The sequence below is a fragment of the Thiohalophilus sp. genome, from assembly GCF_034522235.1.
GTDB lineage: Bacteria > Pseudomonadota > Gammaproteobacteria > UBA6429 > Thiohalophilaceae > Thiohalophilus.
Genome location: NZ_JAXHLN010000003.1, coordinates 2084675 through 2097782 on the forward strand (window position 1 = coordinate 2084675; position 13108 = coordinate 2097782).

General features: G+C 61.8%; 15 protein-coding genes. All 15 read right to left on the reverse strand.

The annotated features are described in order from the left end of the window. Nucleotides 1-15: 15 nt before the first annotated feature. The 15 genes from U5J94_RS13205 to U5J94_RS13275 all read right to left on the reverse strand — a co-directional run bounded on the left by U5J94_RS13205 (nucleotide 16) and on the right by U5J94_RS13275 (nucleotide 13094). Nucleotides 16-249 (reverse strand): thioredoxin family protein, encoded by a 234-nt coding sequence (locus U5J94_RS13205; RefSeq protein WP_322566086.1) that lies wholly within the window; start codon nucleotides 247-249, stop codon nucleotides 16-18. Between the two features lie 103 nt (nucleotides 250-352). Further along, on the reverse strand, nucleotides 353-1138 hold the full coding sequence (locus tag U5J94_RS13210) for an arsenite methyltransferase (RefSeq protein WP_322566087.1): 786 nt from the start codon (nucleotides 1136-1138) through the stop codon (nucleotides 353-355). 29 nt (nucleotides 1139-1167) lie between these two features. Beyond that, nucleotides 1168-1311 (reverse strand): sigma factor, encoded by a 144-nt coding sequence (locus U5J94_RS13215; protein ID WP_322566088.1) that lies wholly within the window; start codon nucleotides 1309-1311, stop codon nucleotides 1168-1170. A 12-nt stretch (nucleotides 1312-1323) separates the two neighbouring features. Continuing rightward, complete coding sequence (locus U5J94_RS13220) at nucleotides 1324-1623, reverse strand: hypothetical protein (protein ID WP_322566089.1); 300 nt, start codon at nucleotides 1621-1623, stop codon at nucleotides 1324-1326. A 115-nt stretch (nucleotides 1624-1738) separates the two neighbouring features. After that, on the reverse strand, nucleotides 1739-2698 hold the full coding sequence (locus U5J94_RS13225; RefSeq protein ID WP_322566090.1) for a permease: 960 nt from the start codon (nucleotides 2696-2698) through the stop codon (nucleotides 1739-1741). 5 nt (nucleotides 2699-2703) lie between these two features. Next, complete coding sequence (gene arsB, locus U5J94_RS13230) at nucleotides 2704-3789, reverse strand: ACR3 family arsenite efflux transporter (RefSeq protein WP_416224229.1); 1086 nt, start codon at nucleotides 3787-3789, stop codon at nucleotides 2704-2706. A 44-nt stretch (nucleotides 3790-3833) separates the two neighbouring features. Beyond that, nucleotides 3834-4253 carry an arsenate reductase (thioredoxin) gene (gene arsC / locus U5J94_RS13235; RefSeq protein ID WP_322566092.1) on the reverse strand — a complete coding sequence of 140 codons (420 nt, stop codon included), beginning with the start codon at nucleotides 4251-4253 and terminating at the stop codon, nucleotides 3834-3836. Between the two features lie 40 nt (nucleotides 4254-4293). After that, nucleotides 4294-4686, reverse strand: coding sequence for a metalloregulator ArsR/SmtB family transcription factor (locus U5J94_RS13240; RefSeq protein ID WP_322566093.1), 393 nt, complete (start codon nucleotides 4684-4686; stop codon nucleotides 4294-4296). A gap of 214 nt (nucleotides 4687-4900) precedes the next feature. After that, nucleotides 4901-5890 carry a GTP 3',8-cyclase MoaA gene (gene moaA / locus U5J94_RS13245; RefSeq protein ID WP_322566094.1) on the reverse strand — a complete coding sequence of 330 codons (990 nt, stop codon included), beginning with the start codon at nucleotides 5888-5890 and terminating at the stop codon, nucleotides 4901-4903. 10 nt (nucleotides 5891-5900) lie between these two features. After that, complete coding sequence (locus U5J94_RS13250; protein ID WP_322566095.1) at nucleotides 5901-6458, reverse strand: hypothetical protein; 558 nt, start codon at nucleotides 6456-6458, stop codon at nucleotides 5901-5903. Nucleotides 6459-6466: 8 nt separating this feature from the next. Beyond that, nucleotides 6467-7285: a molecular chaperone TorD family protein gene (locus tag U5J94_RS13255; RefSeq protein ID WP_322566096.1), complete on the reverse strand. Its 819-nt coding sequence runs from the start codon at nucleotides 7283-7285 to the stop codon at nucleotides 6467-6469. Between the two features lie 33 nt (nucleotides 7286-7318). Beyond that, complete coding sequence (gene nrfD / locus U5J94_RS13260; RefSeq protein WP_322566097.1) at nucleotides 7319-8455, reverse strand: NrfD/PsrC family molybdoenzyme membrane anchor subunit; 1137 nt, start codon at nucleotides 8453-8455, stop codon at nucleotides 7319-7321. 11 nt (nucleotides 8456-8466) lie between these two features. Beyond that, the gene (locus U5J94_RS13265) at nucleotides 8467-9225 is read right to left on the reverse strand and encodes a 4Fe-4S dicluster domain-containing protein (protein WP_322566098.1); all 759 of its coding nucleotides are present in this window, start codon (nucleotides 9223-9225) and stop codon (nucleotides 8467-8469) included. A gap of 20 nt (nucleotides 9226-9245) precedes the next feature. Further along, on the reverse strand, nucleotides 9246-11741 hold the full coding sequence (locus U5J94_RS13270) for a molybdopterin-dependent oxidoreductase (RefSeq protein ID WP_322566099.1): 2496 nt from the start codon (nucleotides 11739-11741) through the stop codon (nucleotides 9246-9248). 78 nt (nucleotides 11742-11819) lie between these two features. Continuing rightward, a complete protein-coding gene (locus U5J94_RS13275; RefSeq protein ID WP_322566100.1) occupies nucleotides 11820-13094 on the reverse strand; it encodes a 4Fe-4S binding protein in 1275 nt (424 codons plus the stop codon). Between the last annotated feature and the right edge of the window lie 14 nt (nucleotides 13095-13108).

Here is a 13108-nt window from a genome sequence, read left to right on the forward strand (position 1 = left end):
TTGTTCCGACAGCACTCAACCCAGCCAGCCCTCGACGGTCTTGCGATCCGGCACACCGCCGGCATGCACCACCTTGCCGTCGATCACCACGCCGGGGGTCGACATGACGCCGTAGCCCATGATCGCGCCGATCTCCTCGACCTTTTCCAGCTCCACCTCGACACCTTTGGCTTTGGCCGTGTCTTCGATCAGCGCCAGAGTGCGCTTGCAGTTGGCGCAGCCGGTGCCGAGTACCTTGATATTTTTCATAATTGCGTTTCCTCTGATTGATTGATGACGTTATACGAACGCACAACACCCGGAAAGTGCGCCGCGCAGATTATCGGGCTTCCCTGCCCCGGGGAACCGGACTTCAAGGCTTGCTGGCTTCAATCACCGCCGAAGCAACATATGCCTCGACACCGCGTCCCGGTGCCCAATCACGGATGAACTCCCGGCTCTCGTCTTTTGGCGCGATACGAACAGCTTCGAAGCCGGCCTCGCGCAGCGTCCTCTCCAGCTCGTCGATAGACGAGGCACCGGCCATGCAACCGGTGTACAGGGCCAGATCGCGACGAACCTCCTCGGGCAGCTCCGCCGTTGCCACCACATCACTGATGGCCAGACGCCCACCCGGCTTGAGCACACGGTAGGCTTCGCGGAACACCTGCGCCTTGCCAGGCGAAAGATTGATCACGCAGTTGGAAATGATCACCTCCACGCTGGCGTCAGCCAGCGGCAGATGTTCGATCTCGCCGAGGCGGAAATCCACGTTGCGATAGCCACCCTTGCGGGCATTTTCCCGTGCCTTTGCCAGCATTTCCGGTGTCATGTCCACGCCGATCACGCGGCCGGAGTCGCCGACGGCCCGGGCGGCGAGGAAACAGTCGAAACCGGCCCCGCTGCCCAGATCCAGGACCGTCTCCCCGGCCTGCAAGGCGGCGATGGCCTGGGGATTGCCGCAGCCGAGCCCAAGGTCGGCCCCGTCGGGAGCCGCGTCCAACTCCTCGTCCGAATAGCCGAGGCGTTGGGAGGCAACCGACTCGGGCTGCGAACCGCAGCCATTGTCGCCGCTGCAGCAACCGCTGCCGCCCTCCGCCACACTTGCGTAGGCCTCGCGTACTGTGCTGCGAATCGCATCATGATTGTTGTCTGACATAATCTGTCTCCATTGTAAGTTGATTCATCTCATGAAACGGTATGGCAGCGAAAAAGACGCAAAAAGGTCTTCTGAGCCAGATCCTCGGCATCGGCCTCGCTGGCGAGGCGGCGCCGCAGGAACTGTACGACAGTTTCCCGGTGGTTTTCCCATGCCGCAGTGACGTCGATCATCTTGCGCCCCGTTCAGCAGCAGGACTGGCCACTGGCAGTCGGGGTGCAGCCGCAACTCTCTTCGGACTCTGCTATAACAGCGGTTTTAGCCTGGGCGGATTGCTCGTCGAACGCGGTATCGAGTTTCTCGACCGCCTCGTCGCGTATATGTCGGGCGATCTCGATCACGGCGTCGATCTGGTGTTCCGGCACGCCTATATCACGCAGCCGCTGCAACTGACACTGGCCCATGGCCGGGTGATTGGACGCGATACCGGACGCCAGCGAGACCATGGCGACGATGGATGAGTGCAATTGCGGTTGTTCTTGCATTTGGGTTTCCTCTTGCATTTGGGTTTCCTCTTGCTTGCTTGAATCAGAATGTCGTGTTCACTTGTGCGTGGCCAGCGCGTCGATCCGTGTAACGCATGGTACGCTCCTTGTTTGATCAGTGTGCGAACAGGTTGAAGCCCCAGCCCACCAGCATGAAGGCGATGGCCAGCACGCCGGCATACAGCGCCAGCGCCGGCCACCGGATCACCTTGCGCAGGATGATCATCTCCGGCAGCGACAACGCGGCAATACTCATCATAAAGGCCAGGGTGGTACCGATGGCCACGCCCTTGCCGAGCATCGCCTCGGCTACCGGGATCACGCCGGTGGCGTTGGAATACAAGGGCACACCCAGCAACACCGCGCCGGGCACGGCCAGCCAGTTGTCCTTGCCGCCCAGATGTTCGGTGACCCAGCCTTCGGGCACGTAACCGTGGAACAGCGCGCCCACGGCAATCCCCGCCACCACCCATTTCCACAGGCGGCCGACGATCTCTTTTACCTCGCTCCAGGCATAGCGATGACGACCCGCAAGTGAGGTCTCGGCTTCGACCTCCGCAGTCTCGCCCATCTGGATCTTCCAGACATAGTCTTCCACCCAGCGTTCGGGTTTGAAGCGTTCCATGATCATGCCGCCGACATAGGCGACCGTGAGCCCCGCTGCCACGTACATCAGCGTCAGTTTCCAGCCGAGAATACCGATCAGGATCACCACGGCGACCTCGTTGATCATCGGGCTGGCGATCAGAAACGAGAAAGTTACCCCCAGGGGCACACCCGCCTCGACGAAACCGATAAACAGCGGCACCGAGGAGCAGGAACAAAACGGCGTCACCGCGCCCAGGCCCACCGCCGAGGAACGCGCCATCCATTTGGGCTTGCCACGCACGTAGTCACGCACCTTTTCCGGCGACATCAGCGCGCGCAGCAGGCCCATGATATAGATGATGATCATCAGCATGGCGAAGATCTTCGTCGTATCCATGACGAAAAAATGCAGCGCCGCACCGGCATGGCTGTCGGCACTCAGGCCGAACCATTGGTAAACAATCAAATCAGCAAGTGCATTAAACATCGGTATCAGTGCCCTCCGTGCGTATGCAGGCCGGCCGGGCAACACTGCTCATGCGGGACCACCCCTTCGCGCGACTCGTACCAGTGGCGGCTGCGGTTGACCACCTTGACCACCAGCAGCATCACCGGTACCTCGATCAACACGCCCACCACGGTGGCCAGGGCGGCACCCGACTGAAAGCCGAATAAGGCAATCGCGGTGGCCACGGCCAGTTCGAAGAAATTGCTCGCGCCGATCAACGCCGAGGGCCCGGCCACACAGTGTGGCGAACGCACCGCGCGGTTGAGCAGATAGGCGAGCCCCGAATTGAAAAACACCTGAATCAAAATCGGCACCGCCAGCAGTGCGATGATCAACGGCTGCGCCAGAATCTGCTCCCCCTGAAAGCCGAACAGCAATACCAGCGTTGCAAGCAATGCAACAAGTGAGACCGGATGCATAATATTGAGCACCCGCTGCAGACGCAGATAGCCGTGTTCATGGTTCAGCAGCCAGCTGCGCCACAGGTTGGCAATAATCAACGGAATAACGATATAAACCAGCACCGACAGCAACAATGTCTCCCACGGCACTGTGATCGCGGACAGGCCGAGCAACAGCGCAACGATCGGCGCGAAGGCGACGATCATGATCACATCGTTCAGCGCCACCTGCGACAGCGTAAAGTGCGGCTCGCCGTCGGAAAGATTGCTCCAGACAAACACCATCGCGGTGCAGGGCGCCGCCGCCAGGATGATCAGCCCGGCGATATAACTGTCGATCTGATCCGCCGGCAGCCAGTCACGAAATAACCAGCCGATGAACAACCAGCCGAGCAAGGCCATGGAAAACGGCTTCACCGCCCAGTTGACGAACAACGTCACGCCCACGCCGCGCCAGTGTTGCGTCACGCCCTTGAGAGCTCGCAAATCGACTTTCAACAGCATGGGGATGATCATCAACCAGACCAGCACCGCCACGGGCAGATTGACCCGGGCGATCTCCAGCGCGCCGATGGCCTGAAACGTGTCGGTGAAAAAGTGGCCCAGACTGATGCCGACCACAATACACAGAAACACCCAGGCGGTCAGATAACGTTCGAAAAAACCCATCCCGGCGCCGGCGGATTGTTTCGCGGTGGTTTCGCATTGTGCACTCATTGTTCCGCCTTGAGACGTTGAATCAGTTCTTCGACCCGCTGGCGAATATCGTCACGAGTCGCGCGAAATACCGACATGATTTCATCCTCGCTGCCGGTGGCTTTGGCCGGATCATCCAGCGGCCAGTGTTCTTTACGCGTATCGGCCGGTACAACGGGGCAGTGTTCGTCGGCGTGGCCGCAGACCGTCACCAGGTAATCGGCACGCTCCAGCATCCCGGAGATCAGTTTGGTGGATTCCTGCGCGGCTATATCGATCCCCGCCTCGGCCATGACCGCGATGGCGCGCGGGTTCTTGCCATGCGCCTCGATGCCGGCCGACTCGACGGACCACCCTTCAGGCGCAAGGTGTTTCGCCCAGCCTTCGGCGATTTGGGAACGGCAGGAATTGCCGGTACACAGAAACAACAGATTCATTCAGTTCTCCCTGGCAAAACAAAAGTGGAAAGGATCAGGATCAACCGCAGCAGGCAATCTCCGGACGATCGGGCATGGCCGCCAGGGCCGCGCGATCCGCCGCATAAATCCCCTGCCCGGCAATCCCCTCGCTGGTCGCCGTCAACACCTGCTGCGCCCACTCAGGCAAGGCGTCATGCAACCGGTAATAAACCCACAGCCCCCGGCGGCGGTCGCTGACCACCCCGGCCTGGCGCAACTGGGCCAGGTGGCGGGAAATCATCGGTTGCGACACGCCCAGCGCATGGGTCAATTCGCACACGCACAACTCCCCTTCCTGCTGCAGCAGCAGGAGCGCGCGCAACCGCAGGGGGTGGGCCAGGGCGTTGAACAGGGTGTCGGCGTCAATGGACATGGTCAGAATATACGGCCAATCATATATTCTGTCAACCATATATTACTGATTTATGTCATAGATTTCGAGAGTCCGAATGGGGTTCACAGGTAATCCACCTGACATGCCTGATTGAGGATATAAAGTAAGTGATGCGAAACCAGTACAGTGGTGGGCGCCGGGGTGGAGGTCCCGGCCCGCGGCGAAGCGGCTGCCGGCAATGGTGTATGGTCTTCGTGATCCCGACAGGATCAGTGCCAATGTGCCAGCCGGCTCAACCGCCGGTCATCGCCATGAACCGGACCACCTGGGACGGTTTTTCGCGAAATTCATGGCGCTGCGGCTTGAGGGTAATCGCGGTACGCAGATGGTCTTTCAGGTCCTCCACACCCGCGCCCCGGCGCAACACGTCGCGTAACGGGTAGTTGTGCTCCTGGCCGAGACACAGGTGCAGGGTCCCCTCGGCGTTCAGGCGGACCCGGTTGCAGGTGTCGCAAAAATGTTGCGACAGGGGCGTGATCAGCCCGATGCGGGTGTCGCTGCCGGCCACCCGATAATAGCGTGCCGGGCCCCCGCCCGGCTGCACATCCGGGGTCAGGGTAAAGCGCTGCTCGAGGCGCCGCTTGACCGTTTGCAGATCGACGAAATCCTCGAGCGCGTCGCGCCCGGTCGACCCCACGGGCATGGTCTCGATCAGGCGCAGGGTGAAGCCGCGGGCGGCACAAAAATCGAGCAGGGTTTCGATCTCCTGGTCGTTGACGCCGCGCATGGCCACGGTATTGATCCGGATGGGCGCAAACCCCGCCTGCTGCGCCGCCTCGATGCCCCGCAGCACCTTGTGCAATTTGCCGCCGCCGGTCACACGCGCGAAGACCTCCTCGCGCAGGCTGTCCAGGCTGACATTGAGGCGCCGCACCCCGGCCTCATACAGCGGGCCCGCCAGTTTGTCCATGCGCGTGCAATTGCTCGATAACGACAGATCCGTCAGCCCCGGCAGTTGCGCCAGTTGCCCCGCCAGCAGCGGCAGATCGCGGCGCACCAGCGGCTCGCCACCGGTCAGGCGGACCCGCTGCACGCCCAGTTCGGTGAAAGCCTGCACAACGCGGGTCATCTCCTCGAAATTCAGCCAGTGATCGGGTTCCCCGAAGTCCCTGAAGCCTTTCGGCAGACAATAGCTGCAGCGCAGATCGCAACGATCGGTCACCGACAGGCGCAGATAATCAATCCGCCTGCCAAAATTGTCCTCCAGAAATGTCTCACTCATCGCTGTCCCGTTATGTTGATGTTGTTGCTGCCCTGTGCCGGTTGACGCGCCGCCGGTACCAGCGATAACCGCCATAACCAACCCCCGCCAGGCCCAGCGGCAACAGGGCGATCAATCCGTATTCCCCCGGCCGTTGCCAGCCCTCAAGCGGCTGCTGTTTGGTCAGATAGCCACTGATCACCCGGGCTTCCTTACCGCTCACCGCCGCGCCGTTCAGCCAGCGCATGCGCGCGATAGTCAGATACCAGCCGGGACGGGTATGCCGTGTCTGCGCCAGCGCCTCCGGCGCATGACACCCCAGGCAACGGCGCTCATACAGGCGCCGCCCCGCGGGTTGCGCCGCTTCTATTGCCTGGCGACGTTGCCGGGCCGCTTCCCGCTCGGCCTGTTCGGCGGCTTCCCGCCGGCGGGCCGCCTCCCGTTCGGCCGCGATTTCAGCCCGCAGGCGTTCCCGTTCTTCGGCCGTTGGCGCCCCCTCGCGTGACTGGTACTGCTCCGCATCCATCTCGGCCAGTACCGGCACGGGACTGCATAACCAGACCAGCAGGGCGCATGCCCCCCGGGTCATCACGACGGTTAGCGTCTTGCTCCGCCAGAACGGATCTTGTGTTGCGGCACTTCCGGGACCTGTAATCGCGCCAACCCCTCCTGCGCATCACGCTCCGCCACCGGCACCGCCAGATGCGCCGTATCCAGACCCTGGGCCTCGAGCGCCGCGCGGATGGTCTCCAGATCGGCGGCATCCGGACTGCGCCCGGCATACTGGCGACGCAGGCGCAGGATCTCGTCCTCTTCCTCCACCGGCGCGGGCTGCGGTGCCGGTGCTTCGAGGGCTACGACCTTGTCGATCACCTGCGCCAGCGCCAACCAGGGATTGGCCGCCAGCTCGAAGCGGCTTTCGGCCTGGCGCAGATCCTCGTGCAGCAACGGAGCCCAGCGCTGAACAAAGTCAGCGAGAAACCCGGGCGCATCGCCATCGCCGTCGCCGGCATACAACCGCGCCACGAATTCCAGCTGCACCGCCACATGGTCGGGCAGATCGGCGAAGGCCTCGTCCCTGGCCAGGCCGAACGCGCGGTAACGTTCGGTGAGACGACGCACCGTGTCACCGTGCAGAGTGCCGTCGATATAGACCCCGGCATTAATGTTGGGGTGCTCCTCGCCCGGCACCAGAAACAGGCGACTGTAACTCACCAGCAACTCGGGGCCGTCGACACCGGCCAGGCTGTGGCGCAGCGCGGCCAGTTCCTCGTCGAGCGGGTAATCCAGCTCGCCGGCCAGGGCGGCCAGATCGTCGACCAGTTCCTCCCGCAACGCGGTTTGAAACGCTCTGTCCGTCGGGGGCAGAAACGCGCGCGCCAGACACAGCCAGAATTCGGCATGGGTTATACTCATTCAATTCCCTCCTCAAATCTCAACTGTTGATGCTCAGGCCTGTTTGCACCAGGAAAGATCAAATTTCTTCTCACCCCACACGTAGATAGCATTGGCCAGGAAAATCGCCATTAACAGCAGCATCCACTCAGTGAACGACGGTGCATAGCTCAGCAGCTCCGGCGCCCAGGCGCCCTTGAACATGGGCACCAGCTGGCCGCCGATGATGTAGTCATAACGGGCGATAAACAGCGAGATCATCACCAGCAAGGCCGCCAGTGTCTGGCTGCCCGCATTGCTGCGCAGCCCCGGGCTCAGCATCAACAGCAGCGGCAGCACCAGCCCGGCCCACAGCTCGATATGAAACAGCGATGTCCCGGCCAGGTATTGCCAGACCTGCAGCCCCTCGGCATTGCTATAGAGGCCGATGAGCGCCCGCGCCCCGACGAACATCAGGTGCACGAAAATCGCCAGGGCAAACACTTTGGGCAACATACCGGTCAGCACATCACGCAGCGGCGCGCTCATGCGCTCCTGACTGAATCCGTGCGCGAGATAGGAAAAAAAGATCGCAAAGGCCAGGCCGCCGAGCAACGATTCGAAAATGAACGCCACCGGCACATCCCCGCTGGACCAGAACGGACGCATGGTCATCGAGCCATACACTACACCGGCAATCCCGGTCACACCCAGCGCGGCCAGTAACAACAGAATCGCCGAAGTGCGCGCTGCCGCCGGCCACTCGCCGGGTTTGCGCAACAGATTGACCGTGATGAGCAACACCACCACATAGGCGATAACAAACATCACCTTCCACCACAACGGCGAAGTGACGGCAAAACTGGTGGGAATTGCCCAGATCGCGCGCACGGGGTAACCCAGCTCCAGCGCCAGCACCGAAACACCGCCGACCAGCCCGGCCACCGCCAGCCACAGACAGCGGCGTACCAGTGGCTGGCAATGCGCGCCGCCGAAGATCAGCATCAGACTGGCAATCATGGCCAGTCCGGTTGAGGTCAGCAGAAAGTAGTCATACACCACGATCGGAAAGGTCCAGTGCAGACCCAGATTACTGCCATTGAAGGCCGCGTGCCCCTGGCTGACCAGATTGAACAGCACCAGCGCGGCCGTCACGATCAGGCCGATAATCGCAACGATGAAAACAAGATTGGATTTGCTTGTATTGATCATGATAACGCCCCTCAGGATTTGTCTTTCATGCTGCGCAGACCGGGCACGGCAGCGGCCGCCCCGCCACTCAGGTAATACACCTGGGGCTTGTTGCCGGTCTCTTCTTTCAAACGCACTCCGCGTTTATCGGCGATCAGCTTGTTGACGTAGCTTTCCGGATTATCCAGATCGCCGAAGAACCGCGCCTTGGGCGCACAGACCCGCACGCAGCCGGGAACATATTCTTTCAGCTCGGGAATATCCTCATCGAGATCGGCCACGCCCTCGGGCGCTTTGGACACCTTGTGATAACAGAACGTGCACTTGGACACCACGCCATGCGGCTGAATACCAATACCCCGCGAGGGATCGTCCTGCGGTCCTTTATACGGCGGATCCCATTGCCGATCGTCCTTCGCCGGAAACACGTCGCGAATATCCGGCTGGACCACGGCTTTCTCGTCGGTAAAGAAGCGTACGCCGTACGGACAGGCAACCTGGCAATATTTGCAACCGATGCACTTGTTCCAGTCGATCAGCACGAAGCCGCCCTCCGGATCCTTGTAGGTCGCCCTGGTCGGACAGACCGAGACACAGGACGGGTTTTCGCAATGAAAACACGGGCGCGGAAACCACTTCATGCTGACGTTCGGATAAGTCCCCTCGGTATAGAACAGCACGTCCTGCCAGTTTTCGCCGGGCAACCGGTTGTTTTCCATGGCGCACGCCGTGGTGCAGGCCTGGCAACCGGTACATTTATCCAGGTCAATGACCATTCCCCATTTTGCCATCGTCATATCTCCTTAACTTGTCAGGCCCGCTCGATGCTGACCTTGGTGGTGTAGTAGTTGCACTGGCCGGTAATGCGGTCGGACTGGTTGACCGTAATCTCGCCACTGTGACCGGGGAGACGCCCCTTGGCCCAGCGACCGTGTGCCCAGTGCCCGTGTTCCATCGGGAAGACCAGCGTGTCGGGGCGTACGCCCTCGAAGTACTTGCAAAAACCTTCGATGCTGCCGATCGCCGATTTGATGCGGACCCGATCGCCGTCGTCGATGCCCCGCTCCCTGGCGGTCACCGGATTGATTTCGATATACACGGTATTGCGACCCCCCAGTGCCGGCTGCATGTTGGCGATGGCCACCGGCAGATTACCGCCGCGTCCCTCGGCATGCAGGGCGACCTTGGGGGTGACCATATACAGATCGCCGCCGCCGGGATGCTTTGGTTCTTCCCAGTGCGGGAACATCAACTTGTTTTGATCGCGTCCGGTCTTGTCGGCAATCCAGTCGCCGTGTTGCTCCAGCCAGGAGGAACGGAACTCAAACCGGCCCGAGACGGTTTTGAACAACTCCGCCTTGACCGCTTCGGGGCGCATCGGTTTGTTGTAACCGCTGCCGTCCCATTCGAAAAAATCGCCATCGATCTGACGCCACAGATAACGCTTCTTGTACCAGACTCCCTTTTCCTTCCAGCTCTCGAAGGAATTGACACCATTGTCGCCCGGGTCCTGCTCGAACCCCTTGGCCAGATGGCGCAACAGATTTTCCGAGCTATCCATCGCCTTGTAATAGTCACCCATCGGTCCTTTGATGCGTTTGCCGATCTCAAACACCATATCGCCAAAGAACCTGGTGTCGTACAGCGGCTTGATCGCCGGGACCCGCAATTGCGCCATCGGCCAGCCCTGAAACGGATAGGTCGGCGCATCTTGCAGGCGCTCGAGGTAAGTGTGTTCGGGCAGAATCAGATCGGCGAACATGGCCGTCTCGCTGGGGAACGGGGAGGTCTCGATCACGAACAGCTCGCGCAGCGCATCCTCCCAGACCTTGCCATTGGGTGCGGTCCAGATCGGATTGGTCAGATAGAACATGATGGTATCGAGCTTGTAGGGCTTGCCGGCCAGGGAATTGGGCCCCAGCTCCTGCAACATGTTCTTGGCCATCAGATAGCCGTCTTCATGACCCTGCAGATCGATACGCGGTTTGTCGCGCCACGGACCGTTTTTGGCATACTCGTCCAGGTAATCGGCGGCATCGGCCGGCGGGGCGCCGTAGCTCGGTCCCATCTGGTACATCAACCCGCCCTCGGCGAACAGCGAGCCGACCAGGGCATTGAGACTGTGCACCGCCATGCCGTTGAGGATGCCATTGGAATGTGCGTGTACGCCGCGTTCGAACAGAGCGATGGCGGGACGCGTGCTGCCGAACTCGCGCGCGGTGGCGAGAATGTCGCGTTCGTACAGGGTGGTAACCTCGGCCGCCCAGACGACGGTCCGATCCTTCAATTCGGTGTTCCACCAGTCGACCAGACCCCGCACCCATTTTTCATTGAAGCTGCCGGGATCGACGTATTGTCCCGGCTTGAACCGGTTGACGCCGTCATAAAAATCCCCGACAAACGATTTTTCCCACAGCCCTTCGGTCAGAATCACGTGGGCAATCGCCAGAGCCAGCGCGCCATCCGTCCCGGGCTTGACCAGCAGGGCACGATCGGCGCCGGCCAGGGTGGTATTCATATGCACATCGATCGCCGTGATGCGTGTCTTGGGGACCTTTTCCCCGCGGATATACCCCCAGACCTGCATATTGTTGTTATAAGGGCGGAACGCCTCGAGAAAGCCCACGCCAAACATGAGCAGCATGTTAGAATTCTTATAGTCATAAGCGCTGTAGGAATTGTTGCCATCGGTCGCGTATTTGCTCAGCTCGCTGCCGTCGGAACACATGGATGAATGGCCGATCCCCACATTCGGTGAGCCATACAGTTCGGCAAACGTCCCGAGGATACCGGCGTCGGCGGCCCCCCAGCCGCGACCGAAACAGAGCGAAAAGCGATGCGATTCACCGGCGTCACGCAGCTTGTTGAGGCGCGCCGCGACCGTGTCCAGCGCCTCCTCCCAGCTGATGGGCACGAATTTCGGATCCTCGTTACGGCCCTTTTTCGGATTGGTCCGTTTCATCGGACCCTTGTAACGATCCGGGTCATAAAGAATGTAAGTGCCAAGCGGCCCCTTGGGACACAGCTTGCCATTGGAGATGGGGTGCTCCGAACTCCCCCAGATCGCATGTACCCGCCCGTCGGTGGTGTACACATCGATCCCGCAGCGGGCCGGACACTGATGGCAGATGTTTTTGGTAATCACCGCCTTACCCGACGCGGTCGCGGCCCCGGCAGTATCCTGGGCCTGCGCCTCGGTGAGCAGTCCCGACAGCATGCCGCTGCTGCTGACCGCGCCGGCGGCGGCCGTGGTGCCGGTCGCCTGCAGAAAGCGCCGGCGGCTAATCAGACTCTGAAAAATATTCATGACGCTTGCTCTCTCCTCTGGTTGGTTTTATTGGCACAGGTATCGCCCGCTGTGCCGGTTTGTACCGGGTGCCGGCGTTCATTCCCGGGCACCGAACAATTGGGTAAAGGCATCCGCCGCCAACCGGCGTGACCGCTGGCAGGGCTGGCAATAGGCGCCGCTGGTGTCGTCCGGAAGCGGACTGAATTCGGCGCCGCACCCGGCGCATTCGCGCCGGCTGTGTGATGTCAGGGTAGGGATTGTCCCCGGCTCGTCAGCCCTGTTTTCCGCCGTCCAGTGCAGGGCTTGCCGGGGGCAATGTTCGACACAACGATCGCAGGCGATACAGGCGGCGGCATTGAACCGCACGCCCGATGCGTGCGCGGTGCGATAGGCGCGCAACGCCCCGGTCGGACAGATCCGCACGCAGCCCTGGTGATTGCCACAGCGATCCGCCCTGACGGCGAGCCGTGGCCAGGCGGTCGCGGGGGGCACCTGGCCCGTCATGCCGGCGACCCGCTCGATCGCGGCCAGCTGGCGTTCGCGAGCCAGCGAGGCCTGCGCCGCTACCTGCGCCGCGGGAGCTTGCCGGGGTGGCGGCTGACTTTTGTCCTGGGCCGTACGGGCGATCTCACGAAAAAAACCCCGCCGCGACAGCACCACTTCGCCAAGCACCTCCGCCGTGGCCGGCAGGGCCCGGGATTGATTCAAAGGGGCATTCACAAGTTGAGGCTGGCGGGCCGCGGGCACGCCCATCCGGGTCAACCATTGCCGGGCGGTATCGAGCGCCGCCTGCGCGGGATGGGCCCCCGCCCCGCCGGCGGGACAAGCCGCGCACCAGCCCCGATCCAGCAAGCGCAACGGGCGACCGTCGGCACGGGTAAACAGTTCGAGCAGATCCGCCACAGCGAGCGCCCCCAGACAGGGAATCCGGTTGGTCTGGCCGCCCTGCCGCTGTGACGGGACACGCCGGCAATCGATCTCCAGGGCATCGCGACCGGTCACGGGCTGCTCCGGCAGAACGGGTAACGCCAGCGCGCCCATCGGGCAGGCGGGGACACAGCGACCACACCCCAGGCATTGATCGCCCAGTTCCAGCGTGACGGACCCCGGCTGTATCGCCTCCACCGGACAGGCGCTGCGGCACGCCTGACACTCGCCGGCACGACTGCGCAGGGCCTGACAAACGGCCTGGGCATGACGCAAACCGTGACGCGGGTGCAACCGCCGCCAGATCACCGCCGGCCGGCGGGTCTCCTGCTGCCCGGGGAATGTCGCCTGCAAATTCACCTGATCGCGTCCCCCTTTTCTGACTTGATTTGTTGTTATCTCGCCGGCCGCACCTTGAGATTGTCGCCATTTGTCCAATGGCATTGATGCAACCTGCC

Coding starts and splice junctions, on each gene's coding strand:
- U5J94_RS13205 (WP_322566086.1), bottom strand. CDS start 249: ATGAAAAATATCAAGGTACTCGGCACCGGCTGCGCCAACTGCAAGCGC.
- U5J94_RS13270 (WP_322566099.1), bottom strand. CDS start 11,741: ATGAATATTTTTCAGAGTCTGATTAGCCGCCGGCGCTTTCTGCAGGCG.
- U5J94_RS13265 (WP_322566098.1), bottom strand. CDS start 9,225: ATGGCAAAATGGGGAATGGTCATTGACCTGGATAAATGTACCGGTTGC.
- U5J94_RS13215 (WP_322566088.1), bottom strand. CDS start 1,311: ATGATCGACGTCACTGCGGCATGGGAAAACCACCGGGAAACTGTCGTA.
- arsB (WP_416224229.1), bottom strand. CDS start 3,789: ATGGGTTTTTTCGAACGTTATCTGACCGCCTGGGTGTTTCTGTGTATT.
- U5J94_RS13220 (WP_322566089.1), bottom strand. CDS start 1,623: ATGCAAGAACAACCGCAATTGCACTCATCCATCGTCGCCATGGTCTCG.
- moaA (WP_322566094.1), bottom strand. CDS start 5,890: ATGAGTGAGACATTTCTGGAGGACAATTTTGGCAGGCGGATTGATTAT.
- U5J94_RS13255 (WP_322566096.1), bottom strand. CDS start 7,285: ATGAGTATAACCCATGCCGAATTCTGGCTGTGTCTGGCGCGCGCGTTT.
- U5J94_RS13225 (WP_322566090.1), bottom strand. CDS start 2,698: ATGTTTAATGCACTTGCTGATTTGATTGTTTACCAATGGTTCGGCCTG.
- nrfD (WP_322566097.1), bottom strand. CDS start 8,455: ATGATCAATACAAGCAAATCCAATCTTGTTTTCATCGTTGCGATTATC.
- arsC (WP_322566092.1), bottom strand. CDS start 4,253: ATGAATCTGTTGTTTCTGTGTACCGGCAATTCCTGCCGTTCCCAAATC.
- U5J94_RS13275 (WP_322566100.1), bottom strand. CDS start 13,094: ATGCCATTGGACAAATGGCGACAATCTCAAGGTGCGGCCGGCGAGATA.
- U5J94_RS13210 (WP_322566087.1), bottom strand. CDS start 1,138: ATGTCAGACAACAATCATGATGCGATTCGCAGCACAGTACGCGAGGCC.
- U5J94_RS13240 (WP_322566093.1), bottom strand. CDS start 4,686: ATGGTTGACAGAATATATGATTGGCCGTATATTCTGACCATGTCCATT.
- U5J94_RS13250 (WP_322566095.1), bottom strand. CDS start 6,458: ATGACCCGGGGGGCATGCGCCCTGCTGGTCTGGTTATGCAGTCCCGTG.